The following is a 15,426-nucleotide window of genomic DNA, read 5'->3' on the forward strand; positions in this document are numbered from 1 at the left end:
AGACGAATACGTCTATCACCTTTAACGTTACTAACGGCTCGTGAAACCGGCGGGGATTAACCGCACTCAGGAATAGCTTTCAACAATGCAGGATAACTCTCTTGCAGCCCAGGGAGAAGTCTCTCTTTAATCCGCTTATTGTTTACTCAGTTCCGTCATCGTGTTATTTCAGCGTTCATATAATTATAGATAGCGTCATTATAGATAAATTGCGCTTATCTGTCAACGTTCATACGTGCTTGATAAAATTCTTCGATTACCACCTTAACGCAGGTTAGGACCGGGACCGCAAGTACCATACCGGCAATCCCAGCTAACTCACCTCCGGCAAGTAAGGCAAAAATAATTAATAAGGGGTGGGTATGGATACTTCTCCCCATTATATATGGGGATAGTAAATTACCCTCTATTAACTGGATAAAAACTATAGCAGCGATTGTTATTATTAATGTCTTTACTGATAGGGTGACAGCTACAACCAGTGCCGGAACAGCTCCAATCAGAGGACCAAAATAGGGAATGATGTTCGTGATCCCGGCAATCACTCCTAATACAAGGGGGTAAGGCAGGCCTGCTGCCCAAAAACCTATAGTGGCCAATATACCAACGAACAAGCTGATTAACAGTTGTCCTCTAATATAGCCCCCAAGGGAATGGTTGAGTTTCTTTATAAGGTGGACCGATTCCCTCTTCCATTTTCCTGGAATAATGTATAGCATTGCATTCATAATATAATGATGATCTTTTAAAAAATAAAATGTCATTACTGGAATTACTGCAATTAGAATAATAACATTAAAAAGGCCGCTCATCCCTGCTATCAGGTTCATTAATCGTTCATTCATCCACTCCTCAAAGTTCGCAAAGCTCTCCTCAAGACGGTCGTGGAAACCATCGGGAAATCGTTCTGTTTGTTCATACATTTCTTTCGTCCAGAGCTCATAAGCCTCTATTAAGTGAGGGAGTTGTTCATTTAACAATTTAATCTGCTGAACTAAATGAGGATACCCACGGTAAATACCATACCCTGCAAGCAGAAAGAAGGCCAGGAAGATCACTAAAATTGAAATAGTCCGTTTCATACCAAGTTCCTGTAAATGGCAGACAAGCGGATGAAGCAGCATGGCTATGATGATAGACAAAATAAACGGCAGAAAAATTCTGCCGATCAATAATACGACGTGGTCGTAATGAGGGAACAGCCAGGCCAGAAAAAGCAGCATTAATAAAACAACGAAAAAGAAAGATAAGCGAATCCCCCAGGTAATTAAGCGTTTATTCATTAGGATCCCGATTGGTAAAATATATCGTTTAACGAGCTTAAGCTGCCATCTTCCTCGATCTGGTTAATATTAACTTTGCCATTTTCAACCGAAAGCTCCAAACAACAGTTCCAGCAATAATAATGATCGTTTCCGATGCGTCCCAGGTTTTTACTTTCGCAATTAGGACATTTCATAAGCCAGACTCCTTTTTTTAAATAGTCTGTCCGTATGAAATCCAATTTATACCTTACATAAAGTCATAAGGTGATAGTTCGACTTCCTCTTCCTCCAGGACCTCCGGGATATCCTCTGCTTGCAGCTTCTCCGCTAACGCTGTAAATCGTAAATTCGTATCCGTTGTATTTACTCCTTCAAGAAAAGCTTGTTCATCTCCGCATATAATTAATGAATGTTTAGATCTTGTAATCGCGGTATAAAGAAGGTTTTTACGGAGCATTCTACGAAAACCTCTTACGACAGGAAGAATAACAACCGAAAACTCACTTCCTTGCGATTTATGAATGGAAGTGCAGTAGGCATGCATAATATTATTTAAATCTTTCTTAGGATAAACTACTTCTTTTCCATCATAATCTACTACCACCTGCTCTACCTGATCCACATTTTCCTCTGCCCTGAAGATGGCCGCAATTTCCCCGATATCTCCATTAAACACGTGATCCTCAGGCTGATTAACTAATTGAATAACTTTGTCTCCTTTTCGGAAAATCGTTTCTTTAAAGGTTAAATCTCTTTTTTGTCTGCTCTTGGGATTCACCTTTTTTTGCAGTTCCTCATTCAGCTTATGGATGCCGACCTCCGTGCGGTACATCGGAGCCAACACCTGGACTTCACGCAATTCGATGCCTTTATCTACCGCCTTTTTAACTATATTAGTCACTAATTCTTTGATTTGCAGCTCACCGGCAGGAATGAAATTAAAATCTTTATCTTTCTTTAGAGACTCTGCATTACATTGATTATTCTTTATCTCGTGGGCAAGCTGGATAATGCGGGAACCTTCCTTCTGTCTGTAAACCTCAGTTAACTGCACAGAAGGGACAAACTCAGATTGTAATAAGTCTGCCAGTACCTGGCCGGGACCCACTGAAGGAAGCTGATCCTCATCTCCCACTATTAATACTTGCATATCCTGAGGAATTGCCCGGAAAAGCTGGTTTGCAAGCCAAATATCCACCATAGAAAATTCATCAATAATCAATATCTTTCCTTCCAGCTGGTTATTTTGATTTTTATCAAAGCTTTGATGACCATCCCATCCCAGAAGGCGGTGAATAGTGCTCGCAGGCAAGCCTGTTGACTCTGTCATTCTTTTGGCTGCTCTTCCTGTAGGTGCGGCCAAAACAAATGGAAAAGGTTCATCATTGTCATAGTCCTTAGGATCGACAGAAAGCTCATTAAGCTTGGCATAGGCCTGGATAATCCCTTTAATCACGGTCGTTTTGCCGGTTCCAGGTCCTCCCGTCAAGATCATTACTTTAGAATGTAATGCTTGCTCAATCGCATTGAACTGATCTTCTCCATAACTCATGCTTTCCTCTTCTTCTAGTGCTCCTATAATCTTAAGCAGGTCGGCCTGCGTATATTCAAAATCCATCTTACTGGAATTAATCCGCTCAAGCTGATGACAGAACCCATTTTCGGCGTGGTATAAAGAAGGAAGGTAAACTTTGTCCTCTTCAATATACACAAATCGTTCCTCAGCCAGCTGAATCACTTGTTTTGACAGATCATCAAAAGAAATCCCATTCTTACTTCCACTATTGAGCAAGCCATCGACTTGAAGTAAACAGTCCTTCGTAGGCAGGTAGACATGCCCGGCTGATAAACTCTGCTGTAAAATATAGAGACAGGCTGCTCGAATTCGAGTGGGGTGATCCTCAGGGAGTTCCTGTACCTTTGCCATCTCATCCGCACGATGAAAGCCAAATCCTTCTACATTAAACACCAGTTGATACGGGTCTTCTTCAATAATAGATAACGTTTGATCTTTAAAGGCTTCATAAATTTTTTGAGAAAGCTTCAAACCAAAACCATACTTATTAAGCTGAATCATGACGTGCTCAAATCCCTGGTGTTCTTTAAGTGAATCGATCAACTGCTGCTTTTTTTCTTTAGAAAGCTTAGGAACTCGATCTAAAGCTTCAGGATTTTGGAGGATAAGAGATATTGCCTGTTCTCCTAGTTCATCTACAATTCTTTCAGCTGTTTTTTTACCGATCCCGTGAAATAAATCACTTGATAAGTAGACGACAAGACCATCCTTCGTTTCAGGCATAATCCGTTGATAGAAATCTACTTGATATTGCTTACCAAACTTTTTATGTTCCTGAAAACTCCCTTGAAAATAGTAAGTTTCCCCGTCTTCCAGTGGAGGAAAATGCCCCTTGATGACTAAGCTTTTTTCCGAAAAATCTTCGTTCGTCTCAATCACATGAATAGAGGCAATTGAAAAATGTTCACCTTCGTTGTGGAAAATCATACGGTTCAATTCTCCTTTTATGTAACGAGACTCTTCTTCAGTTGATTCAGAAAAAAGCGTTTGTTCATCCATTTCATGTTACTCCTTTTATTCCCCATTTAATGCTTGTTCAATTTGAGCTTTCCCATGAGCAGCTAACATATGCTCTTCGTTACATTCAAGGGCCTTATTGAAATATTCCAGGGCCATAGCAGCATCTTCCTTATGAAGCGCTGCTACCCCCAGATTATAATACGCATCACTATGATTTTCTTCTAATTGTAGCACAGTCTTCATTGTTTCTTCAGCAGCTTCTATTTGGCCATTCTGAGCTAAACAAAGCCCGTATTGAAATTGAACATCTACATCATCAGGTGCGAGTTCAGCGGCTCTTAACAAATAAGGCAAAGCGAGTTTGATATATTCCTGGTGGACAAATGTCATACCAAGCATAAAGTACACATCTGCTTCATCTAACCCTTTTTCAACAGCCTGTAAAAATTGGTTTTGCGCCTTTGTATAATTCTCCTGTTCGTAATAAACATTTCCTAAGCCATAGTACGCTGTAGCTGACTGCTCATCCAGATCAATAGCTTTATTGTAAAATCGCTCAGCACGTTCAAACTCACTCAAGTGCACAAGTAAATTACCGAAGTTAATATAACCCACAGGTTCTTTCGGATTCTCTTCAATCGCTTCAGTAAAAAGCTTTGTTGCTTCTTCAAATTGCTGATTCTGCATATGTTCAATAGCTTTTTCAAGTTTATTCATTCTTGTCCTCCTACTTAAAACAGCCATGTCCTTCAGAACCGGACATGGCTTTTTTTATATTTTAATTACCCTACATAATCAAGAGGCTTATTTTCTTTCACAATTTGCTCGATCGTAGCACCACCAAGGCAGATATCCCCATCATAGAAAACAACAGCCTGTCCCGGGGTGACTGCACGTTCCCTTTCGTGGAACGTCACAACGTAAGTACCATCCTCCCCAGGGGTTACGGTTACAGGACTATCATCCTGCCGGTAGCGAAACTTAGCTGTGCATTCAAACGTATTCTCTGGAACTCTCCCGCTTGTCCAGTTTGCCTGACTTGCAATTAATCCATCAGAATAAAGGGCCTCATGATGATATCCTTGACCTACATAAAGAACGTTCTCGTTGACGTTTTTTCCTACGACAAACCAAGGTTCTCCTGCTCCGCCAATACCAAGCCCTTGTCTTTGACCGAGAGTGTAATACATCAAGCCGTCATGCTTGCCTTTTACTTCCCCATCAAGCGTTTGCATTTCACCGGGCTGGGCAGGAATATATTCACTTAGAAATTCTTTAAAGTTCCTTTCACCAATAAAGCAAATACCAGTGGAATCTTTTTTCTTCGCTGTAGCCAGTTCATATTCCTCAGCAAGCCGGCGAACTTCTTTTTTCTCTAGATGACCCAGCGGAAACATTACTTTAGCCAGTACATCCTGAGATAACTGATTTAAAAAGTAGGTTTGGTCCTTATTATTGTCTGCTCCTCGCAGCATTTCATACTTGCCGTTAACTTCCCGCACTTGGGCGTAGTGACCTGTAGCGAGGTAATCTGCTCCGAGTGCTAAAGCATGGTCGAGAAATGCTTTAAACTTGATTTCTTTATTGCACATCACATCAGGGTTAGGCGTGCGCCCTGCTTTATATTCATCTAGAAAATACGTGAATACTTTATCCCAGTATTGTTTCTCAAAGTTTACGGCGTAATAAGGAATCTCAAGCTGGTTACATACCCGGATAACGTCTTCATAGTCCTCGGTTGCTGTACAGACCCCATTTTCGTCGGTATCGTCCCAGTTTTTCATAAAAATCCCAACTACATCATAACCTTGTTCCTTAAGCAGGGCAGCAGAAACAGAAGAATCAACCCCCCCGCTCATACCTACTACAACTCGTGTATCTTTCGGCTCTTTCATTTTTCATTCACCTTCCTAACTCAGTCGTTTTATGATTTGACTGATTTTCTCGGCAGCTACTCTTAGCTGGTCTTTATTATTCGCCATTCCAAAACTGAAACGAATAGAGTTGGTTGTTCTTGGATCCTCCGCTCCATACATTTCTGATAATACGTGTGAGGGCTCTACAGACCCAGCTGTACAGGCACTTCCACTCGAAGCAGCAATCCCAGCCAGATCAAAGTTAGTAAGAAGCGTCTCCACATTCATCCCCGGAAAGCTGATATTGACAATAGTTGGAGCACTGTACTTTTTTGCTCCATTTATAGAAAAATCTACTGATTCTTTTTCTAATGTTTCCAAAAATGTATCTCTATAGTGTTGATACTCATCTTTTCTATCCCGGCGTTCCCTATTCATGAGTTCGACTGCTTTTTGAAAGCCAGCAATACTCGGTACATTCTCTGTCCCGGCACGTCGTTTGCGCTCCTGCTCACCTCCGTGCTGCTGAGCATGTACCGCAGTACCCTCTCTTATATAAAGAAACCCGGTTCCTTTAGGACCATTTATCTTATGACTGGAAACCGCCATCAAGTCAACAGAGAGGTTCTGGGTGTCAAGTTCATAAAGTCCAAACGCCTGGACAATGTCTGAGTGAAAATAGGCCTGATGTCCGCTGACTAACTTACTTAATTCCTGGATAGGCTGAATAACACCTGTTTCGTTGTTTACCATCATCACTGACACTAAAATTGTATCTTCTCTAAGCCGTTCTTTGAGGTCTTCAAGCGTAACACGACCATCCTCATAGACTGGTAAATACTCGATTTCAAAACCCTGTCTCTCCAGGTATTCTACAGCGTGTAAAGAAGCATGATGCTCGATCGGTGTTGTAATTATATGCTTTCCTTTATGCTGGTTGGCCATGGCAGTCCCTATAATAGCCAGATTATCCGCCTCGGTACCCCCGCTCGTAAATATAATTTCTTTTTCATTAGCATTTATACTCTTAGCTACTGTTCTTCGTGCCTCATCTAAAAGCTTTCTCGCCTTTCTTCCAAAGAGATGAACACTTGAAGGATTTCCAAATGTTTCTTTAGACACAGTCGTCATGACATCAATCACTTCTGGATGAACAGGAGTGGTAGCCGCATGGTCTAAATAAATAGATTCCATTATCTCTGCCTCCGTAATTAAATATAGAACATATACGCATCTTGAGTCTGGTCATCTACATGATCTTTTAAATCTTCTAAAGTAGTTGTATCTAACACGTCTTTTACTGCATCTCTCACTCTCTTCCACAGTGCCTGCTTGGCCGGTTCCTCATCTTCAATCCCCTCAACCGGGGTGATTGGTCCTTCAAGCACCCGGATGACATCTCCTGCAGTAATTTCGTGAGGTGATTTTGTAAGCATATAGCCTCCATACGCTCCTCGTACACTTTTTACAAGACTTGCGTTGCGTAGAGGGGCAATAAGTTGTTCCAAGTAATGCTCTGATAATTCGTTATCTCTTGCAATTTGCTTAAGTGAAATTGGCCCTTCTCCATGCTTCCTAGCTAATTCGATCATAATGGTCAGGCCGTAGCGACCCTTTGTAGAAATCTTCATAACCTTCACCTTTCCTTATTAAGAAGTTCAATAACTGTTTAGTCAACGGAAGGGAATATCCGACAAACGTACCGAGGAATAAGGCAATAAAAATAGTTCCTAATCCTACAGGGCCCCCAAGAAGCCATCCAGCCAGGGCTACCGTAATTTCAATTCCATTTCGAACCGTTGAAACCTTCCATTGCAGCCAATCCGTTAGCACTAACATTAAACTATCACGAGGACCGGCTCCCATATCCGGAGCGACGTATAACCCGATGCCTAACGCAGTTATAAGAGTTCCTAATACAAAGACAGCGATTTTTGAAAGAAACCACTCCGGTTCAGGAAGTAACCAGTTAAAGAAATCGATAAATACACCAATCAACACCATATTTAAAATTGTCCCGATTTGAGGGATTCTCTTCAAAGTAAGTGAACTGATAAGCACAATCACAATTCCTGCAACTATAGACCACGTGCCTACTGTTAAACCAAACTGTTTATACAAACCATAGTGAAATACATCCCATGGACCTATACCAAAGCCCTTTACCTGCATTGTTAATGATATTCCAAATCCTAATACCGCTAATCCTACAATAAAAAAAGACCAGCGTAAGCCCGTAACCGGGCGGTTCAACCGATCATTCCTCATAGCTGACCTCTCCTTACCTCATTATACCAAACGCTATTATAGCATGAATAGCAAGTCCCTTGCATTTTAATAGCTTTAAGAATACCCTTAACATGATGACCAATGTAAAGGAGCTATTTCCTTATGAGCGTACAACCTTTAGCCTATCGGATGAGGCCCTCGACTATTGACGATATTATCGGTCAAAAGCACTTAGTTTCCGAAGGTAAAACAATAAATCGTATGGTTAAAGCAGATAGATTGGCTTCTATGATTCTTTTCGGTCCTCCCGGTACTGGAAAGACATCAATGGCCACAGCTTTAGCCAAACACCTTCAGCTTCCGTTTAAGATGCTGAATGCTGTAATTGATAAAAAGAAAGATATGGAAATTGTAGTTGAAGAAGCAAAAATGCACGGAGAAATGGTTCTCATTCTCGATGAAGTACATCGACTGGATAAGGCGAAGCAAGACTTCCTGCTTCCTCACTTGGAAAGCAATCGATTAACGATGATTGGCTGCACTACGAGCAACCCTTATCATTCCATTAATCCAGCCATTCGGAGTCGATGTCATCTGTTTGAACTTTACCGTCTGGGAGAAGAAGACATTAAAGAAGCTATTCACAAAGCTTTAGCAGACGAGAAGGAAGGGTTGGGCCATTTACCGATCCAATTGGAAAATGAAGCGATGGAACATCTGGCTCTCAGCGCAAATGGGGATTTAAGAGCAGCACTCAATGGCCTGGAGCTCGCAGCTTTCTCCACACCGGAGAACGAAGAAGGCCGTATCATGATCGACCTAGCTGTAGCAGAAGAGTCCATGCAGAAAAAAAGTTTTTCCCACGATAAAGGAGGAGATGCACACTACGATGTGTTATCCGCTTTTCAGAAATCGATACGAGGCAGTGACGTAAATGCTTCCTTACATTATCTCGCTCGTCTTATTGAAGCAGGCGATCTTGACAGCATTGCACGACGGCTCGTCGTCATTGCTTACGAAGATATTGGTTTAGCTAATCCTCAGGCTGGTCCTAGAGCGCTGGCTGCTGTCGAAGCAGCTGAACGCCTTGGTTTTCCTGAAGCACGAATTCCTTTAGCAAATGCTGTAACTGAGCTCGCATTATCCCCTAAATCCAACAGCGCTTATAAAGCCTTAGATGCAGCATTGGATGATATCCGTAAAGGTAAAAGCGGAGACGTTCCTCCGCACTTAAAAGATTCCCATTATAAAGGGGCAGCCACTTTAGGCAGAGGAATAGAGTATAAGTATCCTCATAACTATCCAAATTCCTGGATTGCTCAGCAATATCTACCAGATAAATTAATTAACGCTAATTACTATGAACCTAAGACTACAGGGAAATTTGAACAGGCGTTAAAGCAGGTGTTTGATAAAATTAACAATCAAAAATCGTAATCAAGTATATTCTTTGTCCGCTTTGGTCACAATAGTAGCAAATCTGACAAACTATTGTTCTAATAGTCCAACAGGAGGGTTATTATGCCAAAGGTAAGACAAGATGCTTGGTCTCATGAAGATGATTTATTATTAGCTGAAACAGTACTTCGACATATTCGGGAAGGAAGCACTCAGTTAAAAGCATTTGATGAAGTGGGAGATGTGCTTAACCGTACGTCTGCTGCCTGTGGTTTTAGGTGGAATGCGGAAATCCGTCAGAAATACGAACAAGCTGTAGAACTTGCTAAGAAACAACGTAAAGAAAAGAAGCGCAGCGAAGCTACCTTCAGTCCACCTGCCGCGAAGAAAAAGCAAGTGCTGCATAAACAGCCAAGTGTTGTACAGCAGCCAGCAAACCAGGAGTCAATGATTGATTTAGCTCAGGTGATCTCTTATCTCCAAACACTTCAAGACAGCAACCACGACCAATCTATTTTAAACCACGAGGTTGAAAAGCTGGAAGAAGAGAACCGGCACCTGGTTCAAACAAATCAAAAGCTTCAAGATCAGCTGGATTCTTTAAAAGAGGACTATCAAGCGTTTATTTCAATAATGGACCGTGCGAGGAAAATGACAATGTTCGAGGATCAAGATGCCTTGAACAAACCATTTTTTAGAATGGAGAAAAACGGTAATCTTGAACATCTTGCTAAATAGAAAGTGCGAGCTGGTAATCAGCTCGCACTTTCTTTTCAATAATAAAAACCAATCCCAATTGTGCCGTTGTATCATGAGTTTTGAACCCGCTCCAGGCAGGTGGGTGCCTTGCTTCACATTTCTTGCGTCCTCTAAATGTAATAGAGAGGCTTGCATTCCATGTGAAGACGTCAGGCTCCCGTCTCAAAAATGTTCGGTCAAAACGTACATTCGAACAACGTACACATCAGGATTGGTTTATTTATTTTGTAATGAAATCATAGCATAAAATATACTGCTAATCAAGCATAGACATAAGGATTCTATATGCTACTTCAGTCCTGTTTTTGCTTCTTCAGCTGTAAATGTAATTCATCTAATTGTGCTTTACTGACAGTTCCAGGCGCATCGGTTAATGGATCCTGCGCAGAAGCTGTTTTAGGAAATGCAATAGTATCACGTAAATTTGTTCTTCCGGCTAGCAGCATTATAAATCTGTCAAAACCAAGAGCAATTCCTCCATGAGGAGGTGTGCCATATTCGAGAGCTTCAAGCAGGAATCCAAATTGTTCGTCTGCTTCTTGTTTTGAAAACCCTAATGCTTCAAACATACGATCCTGCATTTCTTTTTTATATATACGTACGGATCCTCCGCCTAACTCATAACCGTTTAATACAATATCATAAGCTTCAGCCCTGGCCTCTTTTGGATTTTCAATAATTTGGTTTACATCCCCGTCTTCAGGCATAGTAAATGGATGGTGGGCTGCGAAATACCTTCCTTGTTCTTCGTCGTATTCAAACAACGGCCACTCTGTTACCCACAAAAAATTGAACTTAGAATGATCTATTAAATCAAGTTTCCTGCCTAATTTTAATCTTAGGGCGCCGAGGCTGTCATAAACGACGGAAGTTTTATCAGCCACGAATAATAACAAATCTCCATCTTCTGCCTTAAGAGCTTCCATCAACGGAGAAGCTTCCTCCTCAGAGAAAAACTTAGCAATTGGACCATTTAATTCCCCTTCTTTTACTTTCAGCCATGCTAATCCTTTGGCTCCGTATACTTTAACGTCTTCTGTCAGCTTATCAATATCTTTTCTGGAGAAAGAGTCCGCCTCCCCTTTAACATTTATGGCGCTTACTTTTCCTCCTGATGCAACTGCATCACTGAATACTTTAAATCCGGAATCTCTAACGATTTCTGAAAGAGTTACAAGTTCAAGACCGAATCGTGTGTCTGGTTTGTCAGAACCAAAACGCTCCATTGCTTCATCATAAGGCATCCTGTCAAAAGGAGCTTTAATGTCTACCCCTTTTACTTCTTTCATTACTTTAACCATCATTCGTTCCGTCATAGCCATAATATCTTCTTTTGACATAAAGGATGTCTCTATATCTACCTGAGTAAATTCAGGCTGCCGGTCTGCTCTTAAGTCTTCATCACGGAAGCATCTTGCAATCTGATAGTATTTCTCAAAACCAGCCATCATCAGCATTTGTTTAAAAAGCTGTGGAGACTGTGGAAGGGCATAAAACTCCCCTTCGTGGACACGACTTGGTACTAGATAATCTCTTGCACCTTCTGGAGTGCTTTTTGTCAGCATAGGTGTTTCCATTTCCAAATACCCTTCGTCGTTTAGAAAATTTCTCATAACCTGAGTCGTTTGATGACGAAGCTTTAACGTTTCCTGCATTTCCTTTCGTCTTAAATCCAGGTAGCGATACTTCAGGCGAGTATCCTCTGCTACTTCCGAACTCTCCTCTATCATAAAAGGGGGTGTTTTAGCTTTGTTTAACACGCTAACTTCCTTAGCAAGTACTTCAATTTCCCCCGTTTCCATGTTGGGGTTAACTGTGTTTTCATCACGAATTACCACTCTACCAGAAACCTCTACTACATACTCACTTCGAATATCCTCTGCTATGTTCAGCGCCTCTAAGGACTCATCAGGGTTAAATACAATTTGAACAAGTCCGGAACGGTCTCTTAAATCAATGAATATTAAACCTCCAAGATCCCGCCTTTTCTGAACCCATCCTTTAAGTTTTACTTCCTGACCTTTATGCGAAGGTCGTAACGTGCCGCAATGTATTCTTTCCATCACTTTTCCCCTCCTGACAGCTTTTCATTTAAATATGTTACGATTTGGTTGATCGGTAGTTCTATTTGGTCTCCAGATTTCATCTCCTTAACCGAGACAGCATCCTGTTCAATTTCTCGATCTCCTAAGACAACGACATATTTGGTATTTAATCGATCTGCTGCTTTGAATTGGCCTTTCATTTTTCTTTGTAAGTAATCCTTATCAGCTTGAACTCCGGCCTGGCGGAGATTATACATTAAACGTACAGCTTCTTTTTCAGCCTTTTCTCCCAAAGCAACAACGTAAACGTCCAGAGATTCTTCGATTGGCAGTTCTACTCCTTCAGCCTCCAGTGCCATTAATAAACGTTCGATACTTAATGCAAACCCAATTCCTGTTGTTTCCGGTCCGCCTATATCTTTCACAAGTCCGTTGTACCTGCCTCCACCGCTCAATGTGGTAATAGCACCAAAACCTTCTGCCTCACTCATAATCTCAAAAGCGGTATGATTATAGTAATCCAAACCTCGTACTAAATTTGCATCGATTTCGTATTTAATTCCCATTACATCTAAACATTCTTTTACCTGCTCAAAATAATCATGAGAGGGTTTATTTAAATAATCCAATATCGATGGAGCTGTCTCCATTGCGGGATGATCCTTATCCTTTTTACAATCAAGTACACGCAAAGGATTCTGTTCTAAACGAATTTGACAATCAGCGCACAGCTCTTCTTTGTGTGGAGTAAAGTGTTGAATAAGCGCATTCTTATGAGCCTCTCTGCTCTCTTTATCCCCTAAGCTATTTAAAACGAGTTTTAAAGATTTTAAACCCAGTTCTTCATAAGCATTCATCGCAAGGGCCATCACCTCTGCATCAACTGATGGATCATCACTGCCAAGTGCCTCTATACCAAATTGGACGAATTGTCTTAAACGCCCCTGCTGCGGGCGCTCATAGCGAAACATAGGACCGATATAAAATAACTTAGTCGGCTGATTCGGCAGCCCGAATAATTTGTTTTGAACAAAGGACCTTACCGTAGAAGCCGTTCCTTCTGGGCGCAGGGTTACACTGCGCCCTCCACGATCTTCAAACGTATACATTTCCTTTTGTACAATATCTGTACTGTCCCCTACGCCACGCTGAAACAACTCCGTGTGCTCAAAAATGGGTGTTCTTATCTCTTTATAATGATAACGTCTGCAAATATCTATTAATTTTTCTTCTACATACTGCCATTTTTCTGACGTTCCCGGTAATATATCCTGAGTACCTCTAGGAGCTCTCATTTTCATTTCCTCCTTGTTTAGCTATATTGATGTTAGAAAAACTTGGTTTACCACCAAGTCCAATGGCGGAAAACGTAGTTTTTCTGATACTTTAGTCCTGTAAAAAAGTTAAACATTCTTAACGTACAATAAAAAACTCCCGTCCCTTTCTAATCATTGACTAGAAAGGGACGGGAGTCTATCCCGCGTTGCCACCCTAATTGAGGCTTTGCCTCCACTTCATACAGTTAACGCCTGTGTACGGATCTATTTACTACTTAAGTTAGTTTCAATAGAACACCTAAGAAATGTCTTTCACTTGGCCAGTGTAAGCAATGCTTTCAGCCCAGGCATTCCCTCTCTAGAATACACTAGAACCCAAGTTACTCTTTCCCTCAATGGTTTTATCGATTCATAAGAATATGAATACTATCATAAGGTTTCTTCTTCGATAATGTCAAGTTTTAATAAAAATAAATTTCAATTTAAATTTTTTGCAGAAAAAAGAAGGGATATCAACCTTTTTGTCGAATGGTTATTGTGCATTACAAAATATTGGAGGTGGAGACAATTATATGAAAGGATGGCTGGCATTATTTTGTATAGTAGCCGGCTTAATTTGGATAATCCCGACTACAGCCCACGCTGAAACCGTCAACGTGCAGGTTGATAATCTGCATGTTCGATCAGGCCCTGGTCTTTCTGACTCAATTCTAGGCAAAGTCCAGAAAAACGAATCCTATTCCGTTGTTGAAGAAAAGAATGATTGGGTTAAGATTAAGTGGAATAATAAAACAGGCTGGGTAGCAGGCTGGCTTGTCCAAATTAAGCAAAATAAAGAAGTTAAATCAAAAGTAGATTATTTAAGGGTTCGAGAAAAAGGAAGCCTGAGTGGAAATGTTCGTGGTTACTTAATGAAAAATGAAAGAGTAACTAAAACAGGAGAATCGGGGAACTGGATAAAAATTGAGCGCAGCAAAGGTGCTTCAGGTTGGGTACACAAAGACTATTTAAGTACATACAACGAAAATGAACAATCCAGCAGTGATCTTTCTTCCGAAAACGAGATGCAATCCCTTGGAAAAGTCAAGGTCGCAACGGCTGTTTTAAATGTAAGAAGCAAAGCCACGACCACCAGTTCTATCAAGCAGCAGGTCAGAAAAGGGGACAGCTTTGAATACAGTGAAGAAAAACAAGGCTGGTATAAAATTAAACTCAGCTCCGGCAACACAGGCTGGGTAGCTGGCTGGCTCGTTACTAATCAAAACAACGATTCTTCTTCTGATTCCGTTGAGAATCAATCGAAAGTTACACTAAAATATGACGTGACGAATCTTCGTTCAGGTCCTTCCACGAATCATAAAGTGCTTGGCCGTGGGACGAAAGGTGACCAGTTTGAAGTAGTTGATAAACAAGACAACTGGTATAAAATCTCTTACAAAGGAAGTCACGCTTATGTCGCAGGGTGGATTGTAGAGGAAAGCCCCTCTGCCACTCCAGGTCCCGATCCGGTATCATCTTCCGGCTTGAACGGAAGAACAATCATTGTGGATGCGGGGCACGGAGGATTTGATCCTGGCGCTGTTGGACGAACCGGAATTCTGGAAAAAACTCTAACTTTACAGACTGCTCAAAAACTCAAGTCAACTTTAGAGCAAAATGGAGCGGATGTAATTATGACGAGATCGAATGACTCTTACTTATCTCTTTCAGCAAGAACTGCACTGTCCAATGCTTCAAAGGGAGACGCATTCATAAGTGTTCATTATAATAGTGTGCCTCAATCGATTAAGGCTAGCGGGATTAACACTTATTTTTCCGGTTCAAGCACAAGAACATTAGCATCAAATGTCCAGGCTGGTGTGACAAAGGAAACAGGTTTACGTGACCGGGGGATACGGAAAGGTACTTTCCATGTACTTCGATATAATGATAAACCATCCATTTTAGTAGAATTAGGCTTTCTCTCAGATATGAAAGAAGAGAAAACCGTTCAAAGTTCAAGCTATCATTCAAAAGCCGGTCAAGGCATTACGAACGGATTAATTCAATATTTCCAATAAA

At 41.1% G+C, this 15,426-nt stretch carries 13 protein-coding genes, 1 other RNA gene and 2 other annotated features (1 of these 16 running past the window's edge); of the genes, 3 read left to right on the forward strand and 11 right to left on the reverse strand.

Features of this window, described 5'->3' with window-relative positions; genetic code table 11:
* Positions 1-168, reverse strand: a binding site (T-box leader); it reaches 41 nt to the left of the window's first position.
* A 47-nt stretch (positions 169-215) separates the two neighbouring features.
* The 8 genes from C1A12_RS13500 to C1A12_RS13530 form a co-directional block, all read right to left on the reverse strand.
* On the reverse strand, positions 216-1,283 hold the full coding sequence (locus C1A12_RS13500; protein ID WP_101844377.1) for an AI-2E family transporter: 1,068 nt from the start codon (positions 1,281-1,283) through the stop codon (positions 216-218).
* Positions 1,283-1,459, reverse strand: a complete 177-nt coding sequence (locus C1A12_RS21245) for a hypothetical protein (protein WP_200816592.1) — start codon at positions 1,457-1,459, stop codon at positions 1,283-1,285. Before C1A12_RS21245 ends, C1A12_RS13500 begins: the two co-directional genes overlap by 1 nt.
* A 53-nt stretch (positions 1,460-1,512) precedes the next feature.
* Complete coding sequence (locus C1A12_RS13505; RefSeq protein WP_101844378.1) at positions 1,513-3,840, reverse strand: ATP-dependent RecD-like DNA helicase; 2,328 nt, start codon at positions 3,838-3,840, stop codon at positions 1,513-1,515.
* A 15-nt stretch (positions 3,841-3,855) separates the two neighbouring features.
* A complete protein-coding gene (locus C1A12_RS13510) occupies positions 3,856-4,518 on the reverse strand; it encodes a lipopolysaccharide assembly protein LapB (RefSeq protein ID WP_101844379.1) in 663 nt (220 codons plus the stop codon).
* Between the two features lie 65 nt (positions 4,519-4,583).
* On the reverse strand, positions 4,584-5,696 hold the full coding sequence (gene mnmA, locus C1A12_RS13515; RefSeq protein WP_101844380.1) for a tRNA 2-thiouridine(34) synthase MnmA: 1,113 nt from the start codon (positions 5,694-5,696) through the stop codon (positions 4,584-4,586).
* Between the two features lie 15 nt (positions 5,697-5,711).
* Positions 5,712-6,851 carry a cysteine desulfurase family protein gene (locus C1A12_RS13520; RefSeq protein ID WP_101844381.1) on the reverse strand — a complete coding sequence of 380 codons (1,140 nt, stop codon included), beginning with the start codon at positions 6,849-6,851 and terminating at the stop codon, positions 5,712-5,714.
* 17 nt (positions 6,852-6,868) lie between these two features.
* Positions 6,869-7,288 (reverse strand): cysteine metabolism transcriptional regulator CymR, encoded by a 420-nt coding sequence (gene cymR / locus C1A12_RS13525; RefSeq protein WP_101844382.1) that lies wholly within the window; start codon positions 7,286-7,288, stop codon positions 6,869-6,871.
* Positions 7,233-7,925 carry a YitT family protein gene (locus tag C1A12_RS13530; protein WP_101844383.1) on the reverse strand — a complete coding sequence of 231 codons (693 nt, stop codon included), beginning with the start codon at positions 7,923-7,925 and terminating at the stop codon, positions 7,233-7,235. The genes cymR and C1A12_RS13530 overlap by 56 nt, the downstream gene beginning before the upstream one ends.
* 123 nt (positions 7,926-8,048) lie before the next feature.
* On the opposite strand from C1A12_RS13530, the gene C1A12_RS13535 reads away from it, so the two are divergent.
* Complete coding sequence (locus C1A12_RS13535) at positions 8,049-9,323, forward strand: replication-associated recombination protein A (RefSeq protein WP_101844384.1); 1,275 nt, start codon at positions 8,049-8,051, stop codon at positions 9,321-9,323.
* Between the two features lie 84 nt (positions 9,324-9,407).
* A complete protein-coding gene (locus C1A12_RS13540; protein ID WP_101844386.1) occupies positions 9,408-10,022 on the forward strand; it encodes an RsfA family transcriptional regulator in 615 nt (204 codons plus the stop codon).
* Positions 10,023-10,069: 47 nt separating this feature from the next.
* On the opposite strand, the gene ssrS is transcribed toward C1A12_RS13540, so the two are convergent.
* The 3 genes from ssrS to hisS all read right to left on the reverse strand — a co-directional run bounded on the left by ssrS (position 10,070) and on the right by hisS (position 13,389).
* A non-coding RNA gene (ssrS, locus tag C1A12_RS13545) (6S RNA) lies at positions 10,070-10,258 on the reverse strand.
* Positions 10,259-10,336: 78 nt separating this feature from the next.
* Positions 10,337-12,106 carry an aspartate--tRNA ligase gene (gene aspS / locus C1A12_RS13550; RefSeq protein WP_101844388.1) on the reverse strand — a complete coding sequence of 590 codons (1,770 nt, stop codon included), beginning with the start codon at positions 12,104-12,106 and terminating at the stop codon, positions 10,337-10,339.
* Positions 12,106-13,389 (reverse strand): histidine--tRNA ligase, encoded by a 1,284-nt coding sequence (gene hisS / locus C1A12_RS13555; protein WP_101844390.1) that lies wholly within the window; start codon positions 13,387-13,389, stop codon positions 12,106-12,108. Before hisS ends, aspS begins: the two co-directional genes overlap by 1 nt.
* A 157-nt stretch (positions 13,390-13,546) precedes the next feature.
* Positions 13,547-13,770, reverse strand: a binding site (T-box leader).
* A 167-nt stretch (positions 13,771-13,937) separates the two neighbouring features.
* Between hisS and C1A12_RS13560 the strand changes: the two genes are divergently transcribed.
* Entirely contained in the window at positions 13,938-15,425 is a 1,488-nt protein-coding gene (locus C1A12_RS13560; protein ID WP_101844392.1) for an SH3 domain-containing protein, read from the forward strand.
* Position 15,426: the final 1 nt, after the last annotated feature.

The sequence above is a fragment of the Halobacillus sp. Marseille-P3879 genome (genome assembly GCF_900240285.1).
GTDB lineage: Bacteria > Bacillota > Bacilli > Bacillales > Halobacillaceae > Halobacillus_A.

Excerpts from the sequence above, each read along its gene's own strand:
- C1A12_RS13520 (WP_101844381.1), bottom strand. The coding sequence starts at position 6,851 with ATGGAATCTATTTATTTAGACCATGCGGCTACCACTCCTGTTCATCCA.
- C1A12_RS13540 (WP_101844386.1), top strand. The coding sequence starts at position 9,408 with ATGCCAAAGGTAAGACAAGATGCTTGGTCTCATGAAGATGATTTATTA.
- C1A12_RS21245 (WP_200816592.1), bottom strand. The coding sequence starts at position 1,459 with ATGAAATGTCCTAATTGCGAAAGTAAAAACCTGGGACGCATCGGAAAC.
- hisS (WP_101844390.1), bottom strand. The coding sequence starts at position 13,389 with ATGAAAATGAGAGCTCCTAGAGGTACTCAGGATATATTACCGGGAACG.
- mnmA (WP_101844380.1), bottom strand. The coding sequence starts at position 5,696 with ATGAAAGAGCCGAAAGATACACGAGTTGTAGTAGGTATGAGCGGGGGG.
- C1A12_RS13535 (WP_101844384.1), top strand. The coding sequence starts at position 8,049 with ATGAGCGTACAACCTTTAGCCTATCGGATGAGGCCCTCGACTATTGAC.
- aspS (WP_101844388.1), bottom strand. The coding sequence starts at position 12,106 with ATGGAAAGAATACATTGCGGCACGTTACGACCTTCGCATAAAGGTCAG.
- C1A12_RS13560 (WP_101844392.1), top strand. The coding sequence starts at position 13,938 with ATGAAAGGATGGCTGGCATTATTTTGTATAGTAGCCGGCTTAATTTGG.
- C1A12_RS13505 (WP_101844378.1), bottom strand. The coding sequence starts at position 3,840 with ATGGATGAACAAACGCTTTTTTCTGAATCAACTGAAGAAGAGTCTCGT.
- cymR (WP_101844382.1), bottom strand. The coding sequence starts at position 7,288 with ATGAAGATTTCTACAAAGGGTCGCTACGGCCTGACCATTATGATCGAA.
- C1A12_RS13510 (WP_101844379.1), bottom strand. The coding sequence starts at position 4,518 with ATGAATAAACTTGAAAAAGCTATTGAACATATGCAGAATCAGCAATTT.
- C1A12_RS13530 (WP_101844383.1), bottom strand. The coding sequence starts at position 7,925 with ATGAGGAATGATCGGTTGAACCGCCCGGTTACGGGCTTACGCTGGTCT.
- C1A12_RS13500 (WP_101844377.1), bottom strand. The coding sequence starts at position 1,283 with ATGAATAAACGCTTAATTACCTGGGGGATTCGCTTATCTTTCTTTTTC.